We start from the raw sequence: 22,055 nt of genomic DNA, 5'->3' as shown, positions 1-22,055 counted from the left end.
GGCTCATTGCTAGAGATGCTTCATGAAGACTCTTTCCCGCTACCTGGCCGAAACCTTCACCTCGCAGTACCGCACGCGCGTCGAGCCGCAAGCGGACGGTCGCCTGCTGGTGCATGTCGGCTACCCGATCAATGGCACCCACGCCACGCGCATCATGGCCGGGCACCAGGTGCAGAACACCCTGCTGGTCGAAACCATACTCGAAGACATGCGTAACGAACTGGCTCGTCCGCAATGATGCTCAGCGCGTCGCCGGCAGTGCGATGCGCACCCGCAAACCGCCCAGCGGGCTTTCTTCAAGACTCCACTCGCCACCCCAGGCCGTCAGGATATCGCTGACGATTCCCAGCCCCAGACCGTGACCTTCCGCCGACTCGTCCAGCCGTACGCCACGGTTGATGACCTGCTCGCGCTGTGCCGCCGGAATCCCCGGTCCGTCGTCGTCCACCAGCAGGACGAAGCCATCGCCGCTGCGCTCGATGCTCAGGTCGACGCGGCTACGGGCCCACTTGCAGGCGTTATCCAGCAGATTGCCCAGCAGCTCGAGCATGTCCTCGCGATCACGCGGCAGGCGGCAGCCGGCGGGCGCCTGCCAGCGCAGGTCGAGGCCGCTGCGGTGGATCATCGCCAGCGTATCGAACAGTGCCGGCAGTTCCGCGTCGCAGTCGAAATGCGCACCGGGCAGCACGTCCACCGATAGCCGCGCGCGGCCCAGTTCGCGGCTGACCCGTTGCTGGATCTGCTCCAGCTGCTCCTGCAGGCTGGCCTGCAGTTCGGGGTGGGCGGCGAGTTCTTCGCGTTGCACCAGGCTGCCGAGCACTGCCAGTGGCGTCTTCAGCGCGTGACCGAGGTTGCCCAGGGCATGTCGCGAGCGCTGCAAGGTGTCCTCGGTGTGGCTGAGCAGGTGGTTGATCTGCTCGACCAGCGGTTGCAGCTCGACGGGCGCCTGCTGGTCCAGCTGCTGGCGCTGGCCCTGCTGCAGCTGGGCGATCTGCTGCCGCGCGCGCTCCAGTGGGCGCAGTGCCAGCCCCATGGCGTAGCGCTGCAACAGCAGCAGGGCGAGCAGGGCGAAACCGACCAGGCCCAGACCGCTCAGCCGCACGCGGGCAAAACTTTCGAGGACCGGCGTGTAGTCCTGCGCCACGCTGATGATGATCGGCTGGCCGTCGCGGCGGTACTCGGCGCGATAACCCAGCAGTCGCTGTTCCTGCGGGCCGTCGAGCAGCTCGTCCGCCAGGCCCGCGCGTTCCGGCCATTCTGGTGAGGCGTCCCACAGCGAGCGGGAGCGCCAGGTGCGCTCGGGCAGTTCGATCTTGAAATAGTGGCCGGAGAACGGCCGTTGATAGCGCGGGTTGAGGCGCTGCACGTCCAGCTGATCGCCGTTCGGCCCCTTCACCAGGGCAATCAGCAGGCCCTCGGTTTCCTCGCGCAGATCGGTTTCCAGACTGCGCCTGAGGCCTGACTCGAAGAGCCACAGGCTGGTCTGCACCAGCACCAGCGCGACCAGTAGCAGGGTGGCGATCAGTGCCAGGCTGAGGCTGCGCTGAATCGATTTCACGGCTGGCCGCCGAAGCGATAGCCCTGGCCGCGGCGCGTTTCGATCAGTTCGCGGCCGAGCTTGCCGCGCAGCCGGTTGATATGCACCTCGATGACGTTTGAATCGCGCTCGGTTTCACCGTCGTACAGGTGTTCGGTCAGCTGGGTTTTCGACAGCAGCTGCCCCGGATGCAGCATGAAATAGCGCAGCAGGCGAAATTCTCCGGCGGTGAGTTCGATGTCCTGACCATCCTTGCGACAGCACTGGCGCGACTCGTCCAGCTCCAGGCCGCCGGCCTGCAACATGGGCTGGTTGGCCAGGCCGTGGGCACGGCGCAGCAGCGCCTGGATACGCAGCAGCAGTTCTTCGGGATGAAAGGGCTTGGTCAGGTAGTCGTCGGCGCCGGCCTTGAGGCCGTCGATGCGCTCGGCCCAGGAGCCGCGCGCGGTAAGGATCAGCACCGGTGTGGTGAGGCCGCCGGCACGCCAGTCGCGCAGCACCTCCAGCCCCGGTTTGCCAGGCAATCCGAGGTCGAGAATGATCAGGTCATAGGGCTCGCTGGCGCCCTGGTATCCGGCGTCGCGGCCATCGGCCAGCCAGTCGATGGCATAACCGTTGCGGCTGAGGCTGGCGACCAGCTCATCGGCCAGTGGGACGTTGTCTTCGACCAGTAGCAGACGCATCAGTCTTCTTCATCCTTGAGCAGGCGCCCGTCGCGGGCATCCAGTTCGAGCTCGCGGGCAACGCCGTCGGTGGTGAGCAATTCGATCTCGTAAACGTAGATGCCATCTTCCTCTTCCAGCTCCGCTTCCAGCAGGCTGGCCCCCGGATAGCGCTCCATGGCGCGCTGGAGCAGGGCTTCCAGCGGCATGATGAGACCCTCGCGGCGCAGCCGCAGGGCCTCATCCTGGTCCAGGTCGCGGCTCGCCGCCGGAGTGGCAGCGAGCAGCAGGGTCAGTGGAACGGTTACGAAAAGGGGGGCACGCATGGATGGCCTCAGTCGTCCTGATGGTCCTTCAGCACTTCGCCAGTCTTGGCGTCGAGCTCGACGTCCCATTGCACACCTTTGTCGTCGCGCAGTTCAAGCTGATAGACGTAGCGGCCGTACTCTTCTTCCAGCTCGGTCTCCTCGACGGTAGCGCCGGGGTGCTTGGCCAGTGCCGCTTCGTTGAGCTTCTCGAACGACTGAATGGTGCCGGCATCGCGCAGCTTCAGTGCTTCGTCGGGACCGATGTCCTTGGCCATGGCCAGGTTGGCACCGAGGGCGAGGGTGGCGGCGGTGAACAGCGTAGTCAGTGTTTTCATGGTTCGTTTTCCTGTGTGGGTTTTGACGATTCACAGGTTACGGGGGCTTGCTTAAACGAAACTGAACGTCGCCAGGCGGCTGCGAATGCACCGTTCGGGCGAGGGCGAACCGCGCCATGGGGACTACGCTTGCTGCAGGTCAGCACGACCGATCGATCGGGGTGAGTCGTCATGAAAAACGTGTTTCTCGTACTGCTCGCGACCCTCGGGCTGAGTGGCCAGGCCTCTGCCGAGGATCTGCTGAAGCCCTCCACCACACCGCCACCGGTCGATGATGTGGCGGCTGGCAACAGCCTGGAGGCCGAGCCCGCTTACCAGGCCGAAGGCGTGATCCGCGCCATCGATGCCCGGCAGGGCAGCGTCACCATCGCCCACGGGCCGGTGCCGGAGTTGAAGTGGCCGGCGATGGTGATGCCGTTCAAGGCGGACGCCGCACAGCTCGGCGGGCTGGCCGTGGGCGATGCGGTGGAGTTCCGCTTCAGCAACGGCGAGATGGACCCGCAGATCGTCTTCATTCGACGGCAGTAGCCTCAGCGTCGCTGCTCATGGCAGCAGCCAGCGGGCTCGGAGCGGCCGGTCGGGGCAACGCGATCGTCGCTGTCGTAACGGTCATGCAGGCGTACCCAGTCGGTGAGGTTGTGTTGGGGCCCGATTTCGTTGCGCCCGTTGGGCGTCATGTCCAGTAGGACATAGGTGCCGAGCAGTTCTTCCGCGCCGCGACCATAGGCCGAGAAGGTGTGGAAGATGTCGCCCTGCGGGTCGCGATAGAAAACACTGAAGCCCGACAGCTCCTCGCAGACGAAGGGTTGCCAAGCGTAGTTGTAGAAGACCTTGCCCTCGACGACCTCCTCGGCATCGAAGGACACGTGGAAGTCGCGGTTGAACGTGCTGCCGGCCGACGACAGCCAGCGGAACTGCCAGCCCATGCGCTGGCGGAAAGCCTCCAGCCGGTCGAACGGCGCGCGGGAAATGGCGGCGAAGCTGACGTCATGCTGCAGCAGGTGCAGTAGCGCACCGCCGATATGATCGGCCTCGAACGAACAGCCGACGCACCCCTCGGTCCAGTCCGGGCCGAACATGAAGTGCTTGATCACCAGCTGGCTGCGACCCTCGAACAGCTCGCTCAGGCGTACCGCGCCGCTGGCATCGTGAAATCGATAGTCCTGCGCAAGGCGTCGTCAGGGCAGTTGCCGACGCTTTTCGCTGAGCGCATCGCGCTGGCGGGTGAGCTGTTTCTCTTCCTGCAGATGGGCGCTGTGGGCGGCCAGCCAGTCCTGATCGGATACGACCTTGTGCGTTGCCATGTAGACCTCCAGGGCGCGGATTGGGGAGCGAGCGCGGAGCCACTGCCGCGCGGCAATGGCCCTGTGACAGAGTCGATTGGCGCCGGGCGAAATCGACATCGGGCCAGTGAGCGTCCGGCGCCTGGCGGCGCTGCGGTTGAACTTAGCGGCCGCCGCTGCGCTCGTAATTCATGCAGGGGCCAACCGTATGGCCCGATCTGATCCCGTTCGCAGAAGGAATAAACGAGATGTACAACAAGACACTGACCGCCGCCCTCGCCGTTGCCATCCTCGGTTCTGGTGCTGCCTTCGCCGCCGACAAGCCCGGCGCCGACTGGATCAGCCTTGAGCAGGCCGTAGAGAAAGCCAAGGCCGCCGGCTACACCGAGCTGCATGGCATCGAGGCCGATGACAATGGCTGGGAAGGCGAGGGCATGAAGCAGGATGGCAAGAAGTACGAGTTCAGCATCGATGGCCGCACCGGCGAGGTGACCAAGGAAAAGGTTGATTGAGCCTACGCGCCCCTCTCGCCTGGCGTCTTCGCTGAGCGCATTGCCTGCCTTATGTCGGTGCTGCGCTCAGCAGCCACTTGCCACAGCGCTCCCGCAACGGGAGGCAGCTACCGACAGAGCGGGTATCATCCACCTCCCTCGTCGCTACCGTGTAGCTGCATTCATGTCCGCTTCCAGCTCCCGCCCCAGCACCCTGCATCTGCCGCCAGGTGATTGGCCTACCGTGCTCGACTGCCTGTGCGCGCACTTCCCGGCGATCAGTCGCGATACCTGGCTCGATCGCATCGCCCGCGGCCGCGTGCTGGATGCGCAGATGCAGCCGATCGATGCCGCGCAGGCCTATCGGGTAGGCATGCGCATTCATTACTTTCGCGAAGTGCCGAATGAGACCCCGGTGCCGTTCGAAGAACGCATCCTGCACGTCGACGAGCATCTGGTGGTGGCCGACAAGCCGCACTTTCTCTCGGTGATGCCGGCTGGCGAATACGTCAATGAGACCCTGCTGGCACGGCTCAGCAAACGGCTGGGTAACGCCGACCTGGTGCCGATTCATCGTATCGATCGGCTCACCGCCGGTCTGGTGCTGTTCTCGGCCAACCGGGAGAGTCGTGGTGCCTACCAGGCGCTGTTCCGTGAGCGGGAGATCAGCAAGCGCTACGAGGCAATCTGCCCGGCGCTGCCGCATCTCGAATTTCCCCTGCGCCGACGCCTGTGCATGGTGCCGGGCGACCCCTTCTTCCTGATGCGTGAGGGCGCCGGCGAACCGAACAGCGAAACGCTGATCGAGGTGCTCGAACGGCGCGGCGACCTCTGGCGCTACGGGCTTTCCCCCATCAGCGGCAAAAAGCACCAGCTGCGCCTGCACATGGCCACCTTCGGCGCCGGTATCTGCAACGACCCGTTCTATCCCGAGCTGCTCGAGCGCAGCGAGCGTGAGGCCGACGACTACGAGCGGCCACTGAAGCTGCTGGCGCGTGGATTGCGCTTTAGCGATCCGCTGAGCGGAGCGCTGCGCGAATTCGAGAGCACGCTGCAACTGGACTGGTAATGCCGGTAGTCATGGTCATGGTGGCTCGTCGCCGTCAGCGCGCGCTTGATTGAGCATGGCGGCGTTTTGAGGGGCTAGCACCGCCTGCGGGCAGGCTCAGAGATCCACCACGCCCACCGTCATGCCTCCACAAACGTAGAGCGTTTGGCCGGTTACGAAGCCGCTGCGTTCGTCGAGCAGGTAGGCGACGGCATGGGCGACGTCGTCGGCGGTTCCAACGCGCTTGACCGGCACCGAGTCAATGATCTGTTGCGTGCGCGGTGAGCCGGGGGGATTGGCCCGGTCGAACAGCTCCGTGCGGATCGGTCCGGGGCCGACTGCGTTGGCGGTGATGCCGTGTGCGCCCAGCTCCAGCGCCCAGACGCGGGTCATGCCGACCAGTGCTGCCTTGCTTGCTGCATAGGCGGTGCGCAGCTCCTTGCCCAGCGCAGCCCGGGAGCCCATGTTGACGATGCGACCGAAGCCGGCTGCCTTCATGCCGGGGAGCAGCGCCTGCATGCACTGCATGGCGCAGCGCAGATTGAGCGCCATTACCCGATCGAGTTCGGCGAGCGTCTGCGCTTCGGCGGTCGCCGGGCAGACCATGCCGACATTGTTCACCAGGCGGGTGATCGGGCCGCGCGCCAAGGCTACGTGTAGCGCCTCGGCCGTGGCCTCTGGATCGGACAGGTCGGCGCGAATGCCGCTGCCTTCACGGTCGATGATAATGGGATCGTAACCCTCTTCGCGGCAGCGCTCGGCGGTGGCGGCACCAATGCCGGCGGCACCACCGGTGATCAGGACTCTAGGTAGGCTCATAACGATCTCGCAGGGATTAGACAGTCGCCACAGGCGTCAGGGGTGAGCCAACGGCGCCCGGCAGCCGAAGCGGCGGGGCGGTGAGGAAGAAACGGTAGCGGGCCTGGCGACGCAGATATGCCGCCAGCGGGCCGAGGTGCCAGAGCTCACCCAGGTGAACGCCGAGCTTGAACAGGCAATGCTGGTGCAGCGGCAAGGCGGCGCAACAGGCGTCGCCGCCTGCGGCCGGATAGGCCTCGACCGCATAGTTGTCCGCCGCTATTGCCGCCAGTTCGCTGTCGGTTATCCACTGCAGCAGCTTTCCGTCACGTCCGTCGAGCACCGCACAGCGCTCGGCCAGGGTCTTTGCGTCGGGCTGGCGGCCCATGGCGAGGACCGCGTCGGCAAAGCCGGTATGGAGGCAGACGATATCGCCGCGTTCGATTTCGACCCGGTCGGCTTCAAGTACGCGCATCAAGGAGTCATAACCCACCAGTGTCCGTGCCGGCCCCAGGTGGGCATGCAGGTCGATCAGTGCGGCGCGGCCCTGCACGCCGGTTTCAGCCATCCGCTCGATGCCCAGCGCGCCAGCCTGCGACGTGCTTTCCGAGCGCATACGCTCCTGCACGCCGGCATCGTCCGGGTGCTGCGGGCCGCGGATATGCTCATCGGCGGCGTAGCCGTTGTAGTAGACGGGCCTGGGCGCGCCGTTGCCATCCACGTCGAATAGCGCGCCCACATGCGCCAGGCTGTCCCACTGGGTCGAGTACTGCAGATGCAGTATCGCCAGGTCGTCGCACACGACGTCTGGCCGCCCAGGCTGCAGGTTGCCCATGCGGAAATTGAAGTTGACGCCGCCTTGGCGCAACGTGGGTCGCAGCACAGGTGGATGGCGATTGGGATTGAGGGCACAGCCGCCCGGATGGTCCAGCGGCAGGCTGAGGCAGAAGGTCTTGCCGTCGCGCACTTCGGCGATGCCCTGAAGCACTTTCTCCGCGGTGATCAGGTTCAGCCTGCCGAGCTGATCGTCTTCGCCATAGTCGCCCCAGTTCGAACCCTCTGGACGATGCTTCCAGCGTCGGTTACGCATGCACTGCTCCCAGGCGGTCGTGAATCAGAGAAAGCACCGGCCCGCGAGATAGGCCTTGCGCCAGCGGGTGATGGTGACTCGCTCGAAGAGCTCGACGCGGCTGAACGGATCGTCTGCAATGAAGCGCTCGGCTTCGTCGCGTGTTTCGAGGTCGACCACATACAGGCCGCCGCCCAAGTCGCTGCCGTCATCAGCGAGCTTGGCGCCGCAGGCGAGCAGCAATGCCTTGTTCGCCTCGAGAAAGCGCAGGTGCTCATCGCGCGTATCGCGCCGTAGCTGTTGGTGGCCAGGCTTGTCGAAAGTTTCGATCAGGTAGGGCATGGACCACCTCAGTTCGGAGCTAGCGCAGACGGATGCTGGGCCAGCGGGGTGACCTCCAGCGTCATGTAGGGATACAGCGGCAAAGCGCTGAGCTTCTGGTGCAGCTCGTCGTTACTGGCCACATCGAACACGCTGTAGTTGGCGTATTGGCCAACTACGCGCCACAGATGACGCCACGTGCCGTTGCGTTGCAGCTCCTGCGAGTAGGCCTTTTCCTTGGCGATAAGCGCGGCGGCGTCGGCCGGATCGAGGTCATGGGGGATGTTCACTTGCATATGGACGAGGAAGAGCATTAGACGGCTCCGGCCGTTGATCGCCAGAAAGTGGCGGGTCTTAGACCGTACGAGGCGCATGGTCCGCAATGCAATCCTCCTCTATGCCGAGTTGTTCGGTAATCGAACGCTTTATCGCGGACAGGAGTTCTGGCTCCAACGCCGAACCGCGCTCCCTCGATGGAAAATTGAGCACCTTATTTAATGTTCGATAATCGAACATTAAATCGATTATCGAATTGCAGGCGCAGTGGCCGTCCGCCTACCGTTGGGCTTCAACTAGAACAACAATGGCGGGGATCACGATGAATGCGTTAGCCAATTTTTTCACGCGATTAGTGAATCGCTACATGCCTGACCCGTTGGTGATTGCCATCGGCCTGACCATGCTCACATTGCTTCTGGCCGTGCTGGTCGAGGGCGCAAGTCCGCTCGATGCGACTCGCTATTGGGGTGACGGCTTCTGGAACTTGCTGGCTTTCAGCATGCAAATGACGGTGATTCTGTTGGCGGGCTATATCCTGGCCCGTACCCCCTTCGTTGACGGCATGCTCGACCGCATCACAGCTACCGTACAGACGCCATTCGCCGCTATCGTGGTCGCTACGCTGATCGGCACCATCGGCAGTTGGCTGAACTGGGGGTTCGGCCTGGTGATCGGCAGTATCGTTGCGCAAAAGCTGGCGCTCAAGGTTCGGGGCCTGCACTACCCGCTGGTCATCGCAGCAGCGTTTTCCGGCTTCTCGGTTTACGGCATCGGATTGTCCGGCAGTGTGCCCTTGCTCATCGCTACGGAAGGGCATTTCCTTCAGGATCAGATGGGGCTGGTGCCTCTGTCGGAAACCATATTCAGCGCGCCACTGCTGATCGCCACCGCGCTGGTAGTGCTGACCCTGCCACTGTTCAACGCCTGGCTGCACCCGAAGAACGCGAAGGATATCGTCGAGATTGATCCGGCCACTGTTGCCGTGCCGTTCGAGCCGAGCCTGGATGGCAGGCAAGACATGACCCTGGCCGACCGAATGAATCACAGCAAGGTAGTCGGTGTCGTCATCGGCCTGCTCGGGTTGGTCTACATTGGTTTGCACTTTATCGAAGGCGGTTCGCTGGACCTGAACACGGTCAATTTTATTTTCCTGTTTCTTGGAATCCTGTTATTCGCGTCTCCTGCCCGCTACCTCGCCGCGCTGGGCGAGGGAGTCAAGATCGTTTCCGGAATCATCATCCAATATCCGTTTTACGCCGGCATCATGGGCATCCTCGTGGGGTCCGGGCTGGTCGTTTCGTTTGCGGAATTGTTCGTGCGTATATCCACAGCCGAGACCTTGCCAATCTGGTCGTTCGTCAGCGGTGGCCTGATCAATATTCTCGCGCCATCGGGCGGTGGGCAGTGGGCAGTGCAAGGGCCTGTAGTAATCGAGGCAGCGCGCGAACTGAACGCATCATTCGCGGCAACGGCACTGGGCGTTCAGGTGGGTGACCAATGGACGAACATGATCCAGCCGTTCTGGATTCTGCCGGTCCTGGCCATTTCCAAGCTGAAGCTGCGCGATGTGATGGGTTACATGGTGCTGATTCTGGGCTACCTAGGGGTCATCTTTGGCGGCACCATCTGGATATGGGGCTATCTGTCGGCCTGATCATGCGGGGGCCGGGCACCTTTGTGTTGGGCTCCAGTCCATACATGGACAGCCCAGCCCCTGGTGCAGCCATGCCCGAAGGTCCTTCCATCGTCATCCTGCGTGAAGAAGTCGCGGCATTCGCCGGGCGCACCATCGAACGTGCCGAGGGCAGCGCCAAGATCGACATGTCCCGGCTGGCCGGTCAGGTGGTGCGTGGCTTCCATAGCTGGGGCAAGCATTTCCTGATCGAGCTGGAGGACGTCTCCGTCCGCATCCAGCTGCTGCTGTTCGGCAGCTATCGCATCAATGAGCGCAAGGACGCCGTAGCACGGTTGAGCCTGGGCTTTGCCAACGGCGAGCTGAACTTCTATGCCTGCTCGGTTCAGTTGATCGAAGGGCCGCTGGATGCGACGTACGACTGGAGCATGGACCTGATGAGCGACGCCTGGAGCCCGCGCGCCACGCTCAAGCGGCTGCGCGAACGTCCGCGGCTAGTGGCCTGCGATGCGCTGCTCGACCAGACGCTTTTCGCCGGCTCCGGCAACATCATCAAGAACGAGGTGCTCTACCGCATTCGCGTGCATCCACTGTCGCTGATCGGCGAGCTGCCGGCGGCCAAGCTGCGCGAGCTGGTGCGTGAAGCGCGTACCTACAGCTTCGAATTTCTCCAGTGGAAGCGGGCCGGCGTGCTCAAGGCGCACTGGCTGGCCCACGGCAAGACGACCTGCGTGCGCTGCCATATTCCGCTGGTGAAGGTGAAAGAGCTGGGGCGCAGCCAGCGCCGGGCATTCTTCTGCGAGCGCTGCCAGAAGCGCTATGGCGACTCAGCGCAGATCGTGGCCGACGAGCCGAGCGCGGTGGATGAGGGGTGAGGTGGACAACGGCGCGGCCTTGTCCACGCGGCTGGTTCGCCGCCGCCGAGGTGGTCGCCGGGTTCCGGTGGAAAAGCTGCGCGTTTTCCACCCTACGGCAGCCTTGGTGTTGGGGCGCAGGTAGCCGGCCGGTGCAGGATGCTCGTAGGGTGGACAACGGCACCGCCTTGTCCACGCGATTGATTCGCCGCCGCCGAGGTGGTCGCCGGGTTCTGGTGGAAAAGCTGCGCGTTTTCCACCCTACGGCAGTCGTGGTGTTGGGGCGTAGATGGTTCGCCGGTGCAGGACCCTCGTAGGGTGGACAACGGCACCGCCTTGTCCACGCGGCTGGCTTGGAAGAACAGTGGAAAGCTGCCGCGTTTTTCACCCTATGTGCCGCTCGTTGAGTATCGCCTCAGCGAAGCAGCGGCCTGAGCGCCTCAGCCAGTTGCGGTGCCATGCTCACGGCGTTGCTCTCGTGGGCGATGCAGTCGGTGCTCCAGATCTGCCCTACGCCTGCAGCGCGGATCACCGTCAGCGCATCGTCGGCGAACAGCGCGTGAGTCACTGCGACGTCCACCGAGGCAGCGCCAGCAGCCAGCAGTTTCTCCGCGGCGCTGGCCAGGGTGCGACCGGAACTGGCGACGTCATCGAGCAGCACTACATGGCGCCCGGAAAACTCCAGCGCCGGCAGTGCGATGTCGACCTGGCGATCGCCGTGGCGCACCTTGTTGCACACGCCGTGTTCGAAACCATGTTCGACGGCAGCGGCTTCGATCCACTGCAGCGCCTCGGCATCCGGGCCGATCAGCAGGGCATCGGGATGCCGCTCGGCTATCAGCCGTGCCAGCGCCGGTGCCGCGCACAGCGTGACGGCATCTTCCAGCGGCACGGCTTCCTGCAGGGTGGCGACGCGGTGCAGGTGCGGGTCGACGGTGATCAGCCCGTCGAACTGGCTGGCCAGCAGCTGGCCAAGCACCCGCTGGCTGACTACTTCACCGGGATTGAAGGCAATGTCCTGGCGCATGTAGGCCAGATAAGGCGTGACCAGGATCAGTCGCCTGGCGCCCAGTCGGCGCGCCTCGCCAGCGATCAGCAGCAGCTCGACCAGCTTCTCGTTGGGATGGTCGAGGCCGCGGTAGATCACTAGCTGCTCGGCGATGGCCTCGCCTTCGCCCAGTGGCAGACGCAGGCGTAGTTCGTCATCGGGAAAGCGGTGGCGCTCGACTGCCGCGGCGGCCAGCCCAGAGGCTTCGGCCAGCCGCAGGGCGGCGGCGCGCTCGTCATCGAAATACAGCAGCTGGCTTTGCATCGGCACTCCCGAAACGGTTTTTGGCTGTCCGGCGCTGCCGACCTGAACCTCTGGCGATCAGTCCGCCTGAATGGGATACAGACAGCCTGCGATGCGCAGCCGTTCGCCGGGGGTGGCCAGTCGTCGTCAGCGCGCCGCCCAGCCGCCGTCCATGTTCCATGCCGCACCGCGCACTTGGTCACCGGCCTCGCTGCAGAGAAACAGCGCCAAGGCACCCAGCTGTGCAGGGGTGACGAAGTCCAGCGAGGGTTGCTTCTCGGCGAGCAGGTCGTGGCGGGCGCGTTGTTCGTCACCACTTTCCCGCGCGCGCTCGTCGATCTGCTGCTGTACCAGTGGGGTCAGCACCCAACCGGGGCAGATGGCGTTGCAGGTGATCGGCGTGGTGGCGGTTTCCAGTGCCACCACCTTGGTCAGCCCGACCAACCCGTGCTTGGCGGCGACGTAGGCCGCCTTCTGCTCCGAGCCGACCAGCCCGTGCACCGAGGCGATATTGATGATCCGCCCCCAGCCGCGCTGGCGCATGCCGGGCAGCGCCAGGCGTGTGGTGTGGAATGCCGAGGACAGGTTGATGGCGATGATGGCGTCCCAGCGTTCGACCGGGAACTCCTCCACCGGCGCCACGTGCTGGATGCCGGCATTGTTGACCAGGATGTCGACGCCGTCGAAGTCGCGCTCGGCGTAGGCGAACAGCTCGGCGATCTGCGCTGGGTCGGACACGTCCGCACCGTGGTGGCCGACCTTGTGGCCGTGGCGGCCGACTTCGGCCAGCGCTGCCGAGGCATCGCCGAAACCGTTGAGAATCAGGTTGGCGCCGGCTTCGGCCAGCTTCAGCGCGATGCCGAGGCCGATGCCGCTGGTGGAGCCGGTGACCAGTGCGGTCTTGCCTGTGAGGTTCATGGTTTCTCCCGCTTGGCGGCGACCGCACTGGGGCGGCGCCTCGTTTTTCTTGTTGTCGGAAGGCAATCGCAGATGTCGTGATGCTCGCCGAAATCGGCGAAGCGCCGCGATCAGACGATGCCGGTAGCGTAGTACACGCCGATCACGAAGAAGGCTGCGGCCGTGGCGATCAGGGTGATGGCAAAGATGTCATTGTAGGATTCGCGATGGGTCAGCCCGGTGACCGCCAGCAGGGTGATCACCGCGCCGTTGTGCGGCAGGGTGTCGAGCCCGCCGGAGGCCATCGAGGCGACCCGGTGCAGCACTTCCAGCGGAATCTGCGCGGCGTTGGCGGCGGCGACGAAGCTGTCGGCCATCGCGGCCAGGGCGATGCTCATGCCGCCGGAGGCCGAGCCGGTGATGCCGGCCAGCAGGTTGACGGTGATCGCTTCGTTGATCAGCGGATTGGGGATCGCCGAGAGCGCATCGGCCACCACGATGAAGCCCGGCAGTGAGGCGATCACCGCGCCGAAGCCGAATTCCGACGCGGTGTTCATCGCCGCCAGCAGCGAACCGCCGACCGCCGTGCGGCTGCCCTCGGCGAGCTTGCCGCGCAGGGTGCCGAAGCTGGTCGCCAGCACCAGGGCGATGCCCAGCAGCAGTGCGGCCTCCACCGCCCAGATCGCGGTGAGCTTGCCTACCTCGGTGACCAGCGGGGCGCTCATGCCGGGCAGCTGCAGGCTGTGGCTAGTGCCGTAGAACTCGGGAATCCAGCGGGTGAACAAGAGGTTGGCGACCAGCACCAGAAGCAGCGGCGACAGCGCCAGCCAGGGGTTGGGCAGGGCGATATCGGCGGGCGTTTCCGGCTCGTTGCGCAGGTTGGTGCCGTAGCCTTCGCCGGCGGCAATGGCCTTGCCGAGCTGCCACTTGAGATAGAGCATGCCCAGGCCAAAGACGAATATCGTGCCGATCAGGCCGAGCCAGGGCGCCGCCCAGGTGGTGGTGTTGAAGAAGGTGGTGGGGATGATGTTCTGGATCTGCGGCGTGCCGGGAATGGCAGTCATTGTGAAGGTGAATGCGCCGAGGGCGATGGTCGCCGGGATCAGCCGCTTGGGCATGTTGCTCTGGCGGAACATCTCGGCGGCGAACGGGTACACGGCAAACACCACGACGAACAGCGACACGCCGCCGTAGGTCAGCAGTGCGCAGACCAGCACGATCACCAGCATCGCCTGGCTGGTGCCGAGCAGGCGGATCGCCGCGGCGACGATGGAGCGCGAGAAGCCGGACATTTCGATCAGCTTGCCGAACACCGCACCGAGCAGGAATACCGGGAAATACAGCTTGATGAAGCCGACCATCTTCTCCATGAAGATGCCGGTGAACGCCGGCGCCACCGCGGACGGGTCGGTGAGCAGCACCGCGCCCATGGCGGCGATGGGGGCGAAGAGGATGACACTGTAGCCGCGGTAGGCGGCGAGCATCAGCAGGGCCAATGCAGCAAGGGCGATGACGACGCTCATCGGGGACGATCTCCTGGCCCCGTGCGGCACGACCGAACGCTGCCGAGGGCATTCGGGGACTCGCTGCTGCACGGCAGGCGCATTGTTTTTCTTGTTTCGGCTGCGGACAGGCCGCACGGTGATTTAGCGAGTTCCGTGCCAGATACGCAACTCGCTGATTTGCATGGTCTTTATCTTGAGTGTCCAGATCGTTGGACGGCGATTGTGTCTTGCATCCTGGACAGTGCGGTCCAGCATTTCGGACAACGTCGCCGTCCGGAATGCTTCAGGCCTCAGGTCAGGAAATAGAGCCCGCCGGCGATCACCACGCCGGAGAACACCAGGCAGAGCAGGCAGTAGCCCATGATGTCGCGGGCACCGAGCCCGGCGATGCCCAGCAGCGGCAGAGCCCAGAACGGCTGGATCATGTTGGTCCAGGCATCGCCCCAGGCGATCGCCATGGCCGTGACTTCCGGTGCCACGCCGAGCGCGGCGCCGGCCGGCAGCATGATCGGCCCCTGCACTGCCCACTGGCCGCCACCGGAGGGCACGAAGACGTTGACCAGCCCGGCACTGAGAAAGGCCAGCACCGGGAAGCTCTCGGTAGTCGACCAGGTTACGAAGGTGTCGGTGACCTGCCGGCCGAGCGATACGCCGGTCGCATTGGCGCCGACCATCATCCCCATGATCCCGGCGTAGAAAGGGAACTGCACGACGATGCCGGCGATGCCGCGAATGCTCTCCTCGATGGCGCGCATGTAGCGCTCCGGCGTGCCATGCATCAGCAGGCCGGCGAAGAGAAAGATCGAGATCACGATGTTCAGGCTCAACGCCAGGCCGTTCTCGCTGAAGTGCCGGTAGAAGAACAGCACCGCCAGCGCGACCATGATCAGGCCGAGGATGCGGCTGTCGTCCAGGCGCTGGGTAGCGGTTTCCCTCGGGATGTCGCTCGGCTGGGGTTCCTCCAGCAGCGCCGGGTCGACCACTTTCGGCGTCTTCGGCTGCATGGCCCAGTTCAGCAGCGGCAGGCCGACCACCAGCACGGCTATGATGATCAGGTTGTAGGAAGCGAACAGCGTCTGGCCAACGCCGATGGCCTCGGTCAGTGCACCGCCGGTCATCTTCTCCAGATCGGCCCCGCCGCTGGCCAGCGACAGCGGAATCGAGCCGGAAAAGCCGCCGTGCCAGATCAGGAAGCCGGAGTAGGCCGAGGCCACCAGCAGCGGATAGTCGACGCCGCGCACCTGGCGTGCCAGCGCGCGGGCGAAGACTGCTCCAATGACCAAACCGAAACCCCAGTTGATCCAGGAACCGGCCAACGCCACCAGCGTCACGAGAATGATCGCCTGCCCCGGCGACTGCGGGATGCGGGCCATGCGGTCGAGCAGTCGGTTGATCGCCGGCGCCCGTGCCAGGGCATGGCCGGTGACCAGGATCAGCGACATCTGCATGGTGAAGGCCAGCAGGTTCCAGAAGCCGTTGCCCCAGTGCTGCGCCATGGCCGTCAGGCCCTGACCGGTGCTGAGCATGGCGGCGATCAGCACGATCAGCGTGAGCAGGATGGCGAAGACGAAGGGCGAGGGGAGGAAGCGTTGCACCAGGTAGACGCTGGCGGCGGTTATTCTATTGAGCACGATGGGGTTCTCCCTTGTTGTCGTTATGTCGCCGCGCAGGTGCGGCGCTTCGCTTATGAGTGCGGCGGCGGCCGGCTGTTCCCGCTGCGCTTGAGGAGGTTGGTCGATGCGTGTTGCGCTTTTACTGTCGCTGCTGCTTGCGGGCTCCGCTCAGGCGCAAGAACCGCTGCGGCTGCGCCTTCAGGGGCACGAGCTGCACGCCGAATACGCACAGACCGTCGCCCAGCGCGAACGCGGGCTGATGGGACGCAGCGAACTGGCCGCCGACAGCGGCATGCTGTTCCGCTTCGACGAAGTCCGCCGGCATTGCCTGTGGATGAAGGACACGCCGCTGCCGTTGTCCGCGGCATTCTTCGATGAGGCCGGCGTTCTGGTCGATGTGATCGATCTGGAGCCGTTCAACACCGAGATTCGTTGTTCGAAGCGGCCGGCGCGTTACGCGCTGGAGATGGATCAGGGCTGGTTCGCCGAGCGGCAGATCGGACGGGACGCGCGGTTGGACGGGATACCTGGGGAGTAAGGCTGCAAGCGGTGCGTTGAGCGTAGGGTGGATAACGGCTCCGCCTTATCCACCGCCTGCCGCGAACGTCCCGCCAGTCTCAACGCTCAATCCAGCGGCAACTCCGTGGTCCGCTTCACCTCGCTCATGGCGATATGCGAGTGCGCCTCCTGCACGTGGGGGCGCTGCAGCAGCTGATCACGCAGGAAGCGCTCGTAGCTGTCGATATCGCGCGCCACCACCTTGAGCAGGTAATCCGACTCGCCAGCCATGGTGTGGCACTCCAGCACCTCGGGATACCCGACCACCGCCCGCTCGAACTCGTCGAGGTTGCTGCGCCCGTGGGCCGAGAGCTTGATGTTGACGAACACTGTCATGTTCAGCCCGAGTCTCTTCGGGTTGAGCAGGGCGACCTTGCGCTCGATCAGCCCCTCTTCCTGCATGCGGTGGATGCGTCGCCAGCACGGCGATTGCGACAGTTCGACCTTCTCGGCGATTTCCGCCGCGGAGAGATCGGCGTTGTGTTGCAGCAGAAGGAGGATCTTGCGATCGATGCTGCTTAGGGGCGAAGTCTGCATGGTCGTGCCTGTTTTCTTGTTGTTAGCGAATGGGTCATGCACAGAAGCGCTGTTCTACCGCAAAAGTAGAAAGAAAATCTCTCTTCGTCACGGCCAGACTGTTAATCGACACGCGACGGTGGGGTGATCCCCTGCCGATTGCCGGCGTGGAGAGACAACCGTGCGGTTTCTCCATGACTGCGTCAGGCGGGTAGCGAACAACGCAACCCTGACTCCGATAACAACAAATTAGGAGCGCCCCATGTCTCTGGCCGAGATCCGTCTGGACGACAAGTACCGGCTTGCAACCGGTCATCTTTACCTCACCGGCACCCAGGCGCTGACCCGCTTGCCGATGCTGCAGCATCAGCGTGATCAGGCTCGTGGTTTGAATACCGGTGGCTTCATCTCCGGCTATCGCGGCTCGCCATTGGGCGGGCTGGACAAGAGCCTCTGGGAAGCCCGCGACTACCTCAAGCAACACGCCATCCACTTCCAGCCGGGCGTCAACGAAGAGTTAGCCGCCACCGCGGTGTGGGGCAGCCAGCAGACCAACCTGTTCCCCGGCGCCAAGTACGACGGCGTGTTCGCCATGTGGTACGGCAAGGGCCCGGGGGTCGACCGCGCCGGCGACGTGTTCAAGCACGGCAATGCGGCAGGTGTTGCACCCAACGGCGGCGTGCTGCTGCTGGCGGGTGACGACCACGGCTGCAAGTCCTCGACGCTGCCGCACCAGAGCGAGCATGCCTTCATCGCCGCCTCGATTCCGGTGCTGAACCCCGCCAACGTTCAGGAAATTCTCGATTACGGCATCATCGGCTGGGAACTGTCGCGCTACTCCGGCTGCTGGGTGGCGCTGAAGACCATTGCCGAGAACGTCGACTCCTCCGCCGTGGTGGAAGTCGATCCGCTGCGTATGCAGACGCGTATCCCGGACGACTTCGAACTGCCCGAGGACGGCGTGCATATCCGCTGGCCGGACCCGCCGTTGGCTCAGGAAAAACGCCTCAACCTGTACAAGATCTATGCCGCCCGTGCCTTCGCACGGGCCAACAACCTCAACCGGGTGATGCTTGATTCGCCGAATCCGCGCATGGGCATCATCACCACCGGCAAGTCCTATCTCGACGTGCGCCAGGCGCTGGACGACCTCGGCCTGGACGAAGCGCTGTGCGCCTCGGTCGGCCTGCGGGTGCTCAAGGTCGGCATGAGCTGGCCGCTGGAGCCGGTCTCGGTGCACGAGTTCGCCCAGGGGCTGGACGAGATTCTGGTGGTCGAGGAAAAGCGCAGCATCATCGAGGACCAGCTCACCGGGCAGCTTTACAACTGGCCGGTCAGCAAGCGTCCGCGGGTGGTCGGCGAGTTCGACGAGCAGGGCAATTCGCTGCTGCCGAACCTCTCCGAGCTGACCCCGGCGATGATCGCCCGGGTCATCGCCAAGCGCCTCGCGCCAATCTATACCAGCGACAGCATCCAGGCGCGCCTGGCCTTCCTCGCCGCCAAGGAAAAAGCCCTGGCTGCGCGTAGCTACGACACTGTGCGCACGCCGCACTACTGCTCCGGTTGCCCGCACAACAGCTCGACCAAGGTGCCCGAGGGCAGCCGCGCCTCGGCCGGTATTGGCTGTCACTACATGGTGCAGTGGATGGACCGGCGCACCGAGACCTTTACCCAGATGGGCGGCGAGGGCGTCAACTGGATCGGCCAGGCGCCGTTCACCGACACCCCGCACATGTTCCAGAATCTGGGCGACGGCACCTATTTCCACTCCGGCAGCCTGGCCGTGCGTGCGGCCGTCGCGGCCGGCGTGAACGTGACCTACAAGATTCTCTACAACGATGCCGTGGCCATGACGGGCGGCCAGCCCATCGACGGCGAGCTGCGCGTCGATCAGCTCAGCCGGCAGATCTTCCACGAGGGCGTCAAGCGCATCGCCCTGGTCAGCGACGAGCCGGACAAGTACCCGACCCGCGATAGCTTCGCGCCGATCACCAGCTTCCACCACCGCCGCGAACTGGATGCGGTGCAGCGCGAGCTGCGAGAATTCAAGGGCGTCTCGGTGATCATCTATGATCAGACCTGTGCCACCGAGAAACGTCGTCGACGCAAGCGCGGCAAGCTGGAAGACCCGGCCAAGCGCGCCTTCATCAACCCGGCGGTGTGCGAGGGTTGCGGCGACTGCGGTGAGAAGTCCAACTGCCTGGCGGTGCTGCCGCTGGAAACCGAACTGGGCCGCAAGCGCGAGATCGACCAGAACGCCTGCAACAAGGATTTCTCCTGCGTCGAGGGCTTCTGCCCGAGTTTCGTCACCGTGCATGGCGGCGGGTTGCGCAAGCCCGAAGCCGTAGCCGGCGGTATCGAGGCGGCGACATTGCCCGAGCCGCAGCACCCAACGCTGGATCGTCCATGGAACGTGCTGATTCCGGGTGTCGGCGGCAGCGGTGTGACCACCCTTGGCGCGCTGCTCGGCATGGCCGCGCATCTGGAAGGCAAGGGCTGCACGGTGCTCGACCAGGCCGGTCTGGCGCAGAAGTTCGGCCCGGTGACCACCCACGTGCGCATCGCCGCCAAGCAGAGCGACATCTACGCCGTGCGCATTGCCGCCGGTGAAGCTGACCTGCTGCTCGGCTGCGACCTGATCGTCGCGGCGGGCGATGAATCGCTGACCCGCCTCAACGAGCAGATCAGCAATGCCGTGGTGAACAGTCACGAGTCCGCCACCGCCGAGTTCACCCGCAACCCCGATGCCCAGGTGCCCGGCGCTGCCATGCGCCAGGCCATCAGCGATGCGGTCGGTGCCGAGAAGACCCACTTCGTCGACGCCACCCGCCTCGCCACGCGGCTGTTGGGCGACAGCATCGCCACCAACCTGTTCCTTCTCGGCTTCGCCTATCAGCAGGGGCTGCTGCCGATCAGCGCCGAGGCCATCGAGAAGGCCATCGAGCTCAACGGCGTGTCGGCCAAGCTGAATCTGCAGGCCTTCCGCTGGGGCCGCCGTGCCGTGCTCGAGCGCGAGGCCGTGGAAGGGCTGGCGCGCCCGGCCGAAGTGGCCGAGCCTAGCCTGGCCGGTCCGATCTGCAAGACCCTGGAAGAGATCGTCGACTGGCGCGTGGATTTCCTCACCCGCTACCAGAGTGCCGGGCTGGCGCGCCGCTATCGCCAGTTGGTCGAGCGGGTGCGTGAGGCCGATAGCGCCGATGACTTGGCGCTGTCCAAGGCCGTCGCCCGCTACTACTTCAAGCTCCTCGCCTACAAGGACGAGTACGAGGTGGCGCGGCTGTACAGCGAGCCGGAATTCCGCCAGCAGCTCGAGGCGCAGTTCGAGGGCGACTACCGGCTGCAGTTCCACCTCGCCCCGGCCTGGCTGGCCAAGCGTGACCCCGTCACTGGCGAGCCGCGCAAGCGCGAGCTGGGGCCATGGGTGCTCAATGTGTTTGGCGTGCTGGCCAAGTTCCGCTTCCTGCGCGGCACGCCGCTCGATCCGTTCGGCTATGGCCACGATCGCCGCGTCGAGCGCCAGCTGATCAGCGAGTACGAGAAGACCGTGGACGAGCTGCTGGCCCAGCTCAAGCCGACCAACTACCGCACCGCCGTGGCCATCGCCGCGCTGCCGGAACAGATCCGCGGCTACGGCCCGGTGAAGGAGCGCTCCATCGCCAGGGCCCGCCAGCAGGAGAAGTTGCTCCGCGAGCAGCTGGCCAAGGGCGACGAGGTACAGAGCGTGCGGCTGTTCCAGCCGGCGGCCTAGCGCGATGGTCGCGAAGTTACTGGCGCAGGAGTAACGACTGACAGCCAGTTTTTCGCGGCCGGGATCGCCCGAATAGCGGTGGCCCCGGTACCAGACAAGTAGGCCCTGCCCACGGCAGGGAACCAGACCAACAAGAACGAGGTAACCCAAATGTCCGTCTTCGCTCACCCCGACTTCGATCGCCACGAACAGGTGGTCTTCTGCCATGACCAGGCGTCGGGCCTGAAAGCCATTATCGCCATCCACGACACGCGCCTCGGTCCGGCGCTGGGTGGCTGCCGGATGTTTCCCTATGCCAATGACGACGACGCCCTGCGCGATGTGCTGCGGCTGTCGCGCGGGATGACCCTGAAATCTTCGCTGGCCGGGCTCAAGCTCGGCGGCGGCAAGGCGGTGATCATCGGCGACCCGCATACCGGCAAGAGCCAGGCGCTGCTGCATGCGATGGGCGACTTCGTCGACAGCCTCGGCGGGCGCTACATCACCGCCGCCGACTCGGGCACCGGCGATGCCGAGATGCAGGCCTTTGCCCAGCGCACCCGCCATGTGGTGGGCGCCACGCCGCGCACCACGCTGGATGGCAGTATCGCCAGCGGCGACCCCTCGCCATCCACCGCCTATGGCGTGTTCGTCGGCCTCAAGGAAGCGGTGCGTCAGCGCCTCGGTCGCGATGACCTGGCCGGGCTGAAGGTGGCGATCCAGGGCGTCGGCCATGTCGGCCTAGGCCTGGCGCGGCACCTCAAAGCTGCCGGCGCCGAGCTGTGGGTGGCAGACATCTTCGATGCCAACGTCAAGCAGGCGATGGAGGAAGTGGGCGCCAACGTGGTGCGCCCGCAGGACATCTACGGTCTCGATGTAGATGTCTTCGCGCCCTGCGCCATGGGCGGCATCCTCAACGAGCAGACCCTGGAAGTGCTGCGCGCCCCGGTGATCGCCGGCGCGGCGAACAACCAGCTGGCAACCGCCGAGATTGGCATCGAACTGCAGCGGCGCAACCAGCTCTACGCGCCGGACTACGCGATAAACGCCGGCGGCATCATCGACGTCTACTACCAGCGCACCGGCGGCAGCGCCGCGCAGATCGACGCCCATGTGAAAGCCATCGGCGACACGCTGGGCGAGATCTTCACCCGCTCCGCTGCCAGCGGTGAACCGACTTCGGTGATCGCCGATCGCCTGGCGTTGGAGCGGCTGCACGCCGGTGGCGTGCCGCAAACCGAAGCGTTCAAGCGCCAGGCTTCATGAGTGATCCAGGCCGGGCGCCTGAGTGCGCCGGCCTTCGCTGAGCGGGGCGGCGGGCTCTGAATGC

The 22,055-nt window shown here is 64.9% G+C and carries 22 protein-coding genes and 1 pseudogene; 9 read left to right on the top strand and 14 right to left on the bottom strand.

All coding sequences use genetic code 11. The annotated features are described in order from the left end of the window. Positions 1 to 22: 22 nt before the first annotated feature. The gene (locus BM275_RS04165) at positions 23 to 238 is read left to right on the top strand and encodes a hypothetical protein (RefSeq protein ID WP_003281738.1); all 216 of its coding nucleotides are present in this window, start codon (positions 23 to 25) and stop codon (positions 236 to 238) included. Between the two features lie 3 nt (positions 239 to 241). Here the strand turns inward: BM275_RS04165 and BM275_RS04160 are convergent, their stop codons facing one another. Genes BM275_RS04160 through BM275_RS04145 form a run of 4 tightly spaced genes read right to left on the bottom strand, consistent with a single transcriptional unit; the run spans position 242 to position 2,842 of the window. Next, positions 242 to 1,558: a sensor histidine kinase gene (locus BM275_RS04160; RefSeq protein ID WP_090519452.1), complete on the bottom strand. Its 1,317-nt coding sequence runs from the start codon at positions 1,556 to 1,558 to the stop codon at positions 242 to 244. Further along, a complete protein-coding gene (locus BM275_RS04155) occupies positions 1,555 to 2,220 on the bottom strand; it encodes a response regulator transcription factor (RefSeq protein WP_014821557.1) in 666 nt (221 codons plus the stop codon). Before BM275_RS04155 ends, BM275_RS04160 begins: the two co-directional genes overlap by 4 nt. Then, the gene (locus BM275_RS04150) at positions 2,220 to 2,525 is read right to left on the bottom strand and encodes a PepSY domain-containing protein (protein WP_003301964.1); all 306 of its coding nucleotides are present in this window, start codon (positions 2,523 to 2,525) and stop codon (positions 2,220 to 2,222) included. The genes BM275_RS04155 and BM275_RS04150 overlap by 1 nt, the downstream gene beginning before the upstream one ends. Before the next feature lie 8 nt (positions 2,526 to 2,533). Continuing rightward, a complete protein-coding gene (locus BM275_RS04145) occupies positions 2,534 to 2,842 on the bottom strand; it encodes a PepSY domain-containing protein (RefSeq protein ID WP_003301967.1) in 309 nt (102 codons plus the stop codon). Between the two features lie 171 nt (positions 2,843 to 3,013). Here BM275_RS04145 and BM275_RS04140 point away from each other — a divergent pair, with 171 nt between their 5' ends. Then, the gene (locus tag BM275_RS04140) at positions 3,014 to 3,370 is read left to right on the top strand and encodes a copper-binding protein (protein ID WP_090519450.1); all 357 of its coding nucleotides are present in this window, start codon (positions 3,014 to 3,016) and stop codon (positions 3,368 to 3,370) included. A gap of 2 nt (positions 3,371 to 3,372) precedes the next feature. Here BM275_RS04140 and BM275_RS04135 read toward each other — a convergent pair. Next, positions 3,373 to 4,146 (bottom strand): annotated as a pseudogene (locus BM275_RS04135) (DUF899 domain-containing protein). A 227-nt stretch (positions 4,147 to 4,373) separates the two neighbouring features. Here BM275_RS04135 and BM275_RS04130 point away from each other — a divergent pair. Beyond that, positions 4,374 to 4,637 carry a PepSY domain-containing protein gene (locus BM275_RS04130; protein WP_014821553.1) on the top strand — a complete coding sequence of 88 codons (264 nt, stop codon included), beginning with the start codon at positions 4,374 to 4,376 and terminating at the stop codon, positions 4,635 to 4,637. 163 nt (positions 4,638 to 4,800) lie between these two features. Beyond that, complete coding sequence (locus BM275_RS04125; protein WP_090519448.1) at positions 4,801 to 5,685, top strand: RluA family pseudouridine synthase; 885 nt, start codon at positions 4,801 to 4,803, stop codon at positions 5,683 to 5,685. A gap of 96 nt (positions 5,686 to 5,781) precedes the next feature. On the opposite strand, the gene BM275_RS04120 is transcribed toward BM275_RS04125, so the two are convergent. The 4 genes from BM275_RS04120 to catC are packed head-to-tail and all read right to left on the bottom strand — an operon-like array spanning position 5,782 to position 8,166. After that, positions 5,782 to 6,483, bottom strand: a complete 702-nt coding sequence (locus BM275_RS04120) for an SDR family oxidoreductase (protein ID WP_090519447.1) — start codon at positions 6,481 to 6,483, stop codon at positions 5,782 to 5,784. Between the two features lie 16 nt (positions 6,484 to 6,499). Continuing rightward, positions 6,500 to 7,552, bottom strand: coding sequence for a cyclase family protein (locus BM275_RS04115; protein WP_090519445.1), 1,053 nt, complete (start codon positions 7,550 to 7,552; stop codon positions 6,500 to 6,502). A gap of 24 nt (positions 7,553 to 7,576) precedes the next feature. Further along, entirely contained in the window at positions 7,577 to 7,873 is a 297-nt protein-coding gene (locus BM275_RS04110; RefSeq protein ID WP_090519443.1) for a YciI family protein, read from the bottom strand. Positions 7,874 to 7,881: 8 nt separating this feature from the next. Continuing rightward, entirely contained in the window at positions 7,882 to 8,166 is a 285-nt protein-coding gene (catC, locus tag BM275_RS04105) for a muconolactone Delta-isomerase (protein ID WP_090519441.1), read from the bottom strand. A 284-nt stretch (positions 8,167 to 8,450) separates the two neighbouring features. On the opposite strand from catC, the gene BM275_RS04100 reads away from it, so the two are divergent. Further along, positions 8,451 to 9,785: a short-chain fatty acid transporter gene (locus BM275_RS04100; RefSeq protein ID WP_090519528.1), complete on the top strand. Its 1,335-nt coding sequence runs from the start codon at positions 8,451 to 8,453 to the stop codon at positions 9,783 to 9,785. A 71-nt stretch (positions 9,786 to 9,856) separates the two neighbouring features. Continuing rightward, positions 9,857 to 10,639, top strand: a complete 783-nt coding sequence (locus BM275_RS04095; protein WP_090519440.1) for a DNA-formamidopyrimidine glycosylase family protein — start codon at positions 9,857 to 9,859, stop codon at positions 10,637 to 10,639. Positions 10,640 to 11,033: 394 nt separating this feature from the next. On the opposite strand, the gene BM275_RS04090 is transcribed toward BM275_RS04095, so the two are convergent. From BM275_RS04090 to BM275_RS04075, 4 genes are all read right to left on the bottom strand, one after another. Continuing rightward, on the bottom strand, positions 11,034 to 11,930 hold the full coding sequence (locus BM275_RS04090) for a ribose-phosphate diphosphokinase (protein WP_090519438.1): 897 nt from the start codon (positions 11,928 to 11,930) through the stop codon (positions 11,034 to 11,036). Positions 11,931 to 12,056: 126 nt separating this feature from the next. Then, positions 12,057 to 12,827: a 3-hydroxybutyrate dehydrogenase gene (locus tag BM275_RS04085; RefSeq protein ID WP_090519436.1), complete on the bottom strand. Its 771-nt coding sequence runs from the start codon at positions 12,825 to 12,827 to the stop codon at positions 12,057 to 12,059. Positions 12,828 to 12,937: 110 nt separating this feature from the next. Next, positions 12,938 to 14,329 (bottom strand): GntP family permease, encoded by a 1,392-nt coding sequence (locus BM275_RS04080; RefSeq protein ID WP_090519434.1) that lies wholly within the window; start codon positions 14,327 to 14,329, stop codon positions 12,938 to 12,940. A 272-nt stretch (positions 14,330 to 14,601) separates the two neighbouring features. After that, positions 14,602 to 15,942, bottom strand: coding sequence for a short-chain fatty acid transporter (locus tag BM275_RS04075; RefSeq protein ID WP_090519433.1), 1,341 nt, complete (start codon positions 15,940 to 15,942; stop codon positions 14,602 to 14,604). Between the two features lie 106 nt (positions 15,943 to 16,048). Between BM275_RS04075 and BM275_RS04070 the strand changes: the two genes are divergently transcribed. Continuing rightward, a complete protein-coding gene (locus BM275_RS04070) occupies positions 16,049 to 16,462 on the top strand; it encodes a DUF192 domain-containing protein (RefSeq protein WP_090519431.1) in 414 nt (137 codons plus the stop codon). 86 nt (positions 16,463 to 16,548) lie between these two features. Here BM275_RS04070 and BM275_RS04065 read toward each other — a convergent pair whose 3' ends face one another. Next, on the bottom strand, positions 16,549 to 17,019 hold the full coding sequence (locus tag BM275_RS04065) for an Lrp/AsnC family transcriptional regulator (protein ID WP_090519428.1): 471 nt from the start codon (positions 17,017 to 17,019) through the stop codon (positions 16,549 to 16,551). 241 nt (positions 17,020 to 17,260) lie between these two features. On the opposite strand from BM275_RS04065, the gene BM275_RS04060 reads away from it, so the two are divergent. Next, positions 17,261 to 20,746: an indolepyruvate ferredoxin oxidoreductase family protein gene (locus BM275_RS04060; protein WP_090519426.1), complete on the top strand. Its 3,486-nt coding sequence runs from the start codon at positions 17,261 to 17,263 to the stop codon at positions 20,744 to 20,746. 150 nt (positions 20,747 to 20,896) lie between these two features. Next, a complete protein-coding gene (locus BM275_RS04055; RefSeq protein ID WP_090519425.1) occupies positions 20,897 to 21,991 on the top strand; it encodes a Glu/Leu/Phe/Val dehydrogenase dimerization domain-containing protein in 1,095 nt (364 codons plus the stop codon). Positions 21,992 to 22,055 lie beyond the last annotated feature (64 nt).

Origin of the sequence: Stutzerimonas kunmingensis, assembly GCF_900114065.1 — a bacterium.
Lineage (GTDB): Bacteria > Pseudomonadota > Gammaproteobacteria > Pseudomonadales > Pseudomonadaceae > Stutzerimonas > Stutzerimonas kunmingensis.
This window is presented reverse-complemented; position numbering and strand designations above follow the sequence as displayed.

Bases quoted from the DNA above. Each gene is read 5' to 3' on its own strand.
- BM275_RS04165 (WP_003281738.1), top strand. From the start codon at position 23: ATGAAGACTCTTTCCCGCTACCTGGCCGAAACCTTCACCTCGCAGTAC.
- BM275_RS04155 (WP_014821557.1), bottom strand. From the start codon at position 2,220: ATGCGTCTGCTACTGGTCGAAGACAACGTCCCACTGGCCGATGAGCTG.
- BM275_RS04150 (WP_003301964.1), bottom strand. From the start codon at position 2,525: ATGCGTGCCCCCCTTTTCGTAACCGTTCCACTGACCCTGCTGCTCGCT.
- BM275_RS04145 (WP_003301967.1), bottom strand. From the start codon at position 2,842: ATGAAAACACTGACTACGCTGTTCACCGCCGCCACCCTCGCCCTCGGT.
- BM275_RS04140 (WP_090519450.1), top strand. From the start codon at position 3,014: ATGAAAAACGTGTTTCTCGTACTGCTCGCGACCCTCGGGCTGAGTGGC.
- BM275_RS04130 (WP_014821553.1), top strand. From the start codon at position 4,374: ATGTACAACAAGACACTGACCGCCGCCCTCGCCGTTGCCATCCTCGGT.
- BM275_RS04125 (WP_090519448.1), top strand. From the start codon at position 4,801: ATGTCCGCTTCCAGCTCCCGCCCCAGCACCCTGCATCTGCCGCCAGGT.
- BM275_RS04120 (WP_090519447.1), bottom strand. From the start codon at position 6,483: ATGAGCCTACCTAGAGTCCTGATCACCGGTGGTGCCGCCGGCATTGGT.
- BM275_RS04115 (WP_090519445.1), bottom strand. From the start codon at position 7,552: ATGCGTAACCGACGCTGGAAGCATCGTCCAGAGGGTTCGAACTGGGGC.
- BM275_RS04110 (WP_090519443.1), bottom strand. From the start codon at position 7,873: ATGCCCTACCTGATCGAAACTTTCGACAAGCCTGGCCACCAACAGCTA.
- catC (WP_090519441.1), bottom strand. From the start codon at position 8,166: ATGCTCTTCCTCGTCCATATGCAAGTGAACATCCCCCATGACCTCGAT.
- BM275_RS04100 (WP_090519528.1), top strand. From the start codon at position 8,451: ATGAATGCGTTAGCCAATTTTTTCACGCGATTAGTGAATCGCTACATG.
- BM275_RS04095 (WP_090519440.1), top strand. From the start codon at position 9,857: ATGCCCGAAGGTCCTTCCATCGTCATCCTGCGTGAAGAAGTCGCGGCA.
- BM275_RS04090 (WP_090519438.1), bottom strand. From the start codon at position 11,930: ATGCAAAGCCAGCTGCTGTATTTCGATGACGAGCGCGCCGCCGCCCTG.
- BM275_RS04085 (WP_090519436.1), bottom strand. From the start codon at position 12,827: ATGAACCTCACAGGCAAGACCGCACTGGTCACCGGCTCCACCAGCGGC.
- BM275_RS04080 (WP_090519434.1), bottom strand. From the start codon at position 14,329: ATGAGCGTCGTCATCGCCCTTGCTGCATTGGCCCTGCTGATGCTCGCC.
- BM275_RS04070 (WP_090519431.1), top strand. From the start codon at position 16,049: ATGCGTGTTGCGCTTTTACTGTCGCTGCTGCTTGCGGGCTCCGCTCAG.
- BM275_RS04065 (WP_090519428.1), bottom strand. From the start codon at position 17,019: ATGCAGACTTCGCCCCTAAGCAGCATCGATCGCAAGATCCTCCTTCTG.
- BM275_RS04060 (WP_090519426.1), top strand. From the start codon at position 17,261: ATGTCTCTGGCCGAGATCCGTCTGGACGACAAGTACCGGCTTGCAACC.
- BM275_RS04055 (WP_090519425.1), top strand. From the start codon at position 20,897: ATGTCCGTCTTCGCTCACCCCGACTTCGATCGCCACGAACAGGTGGTC.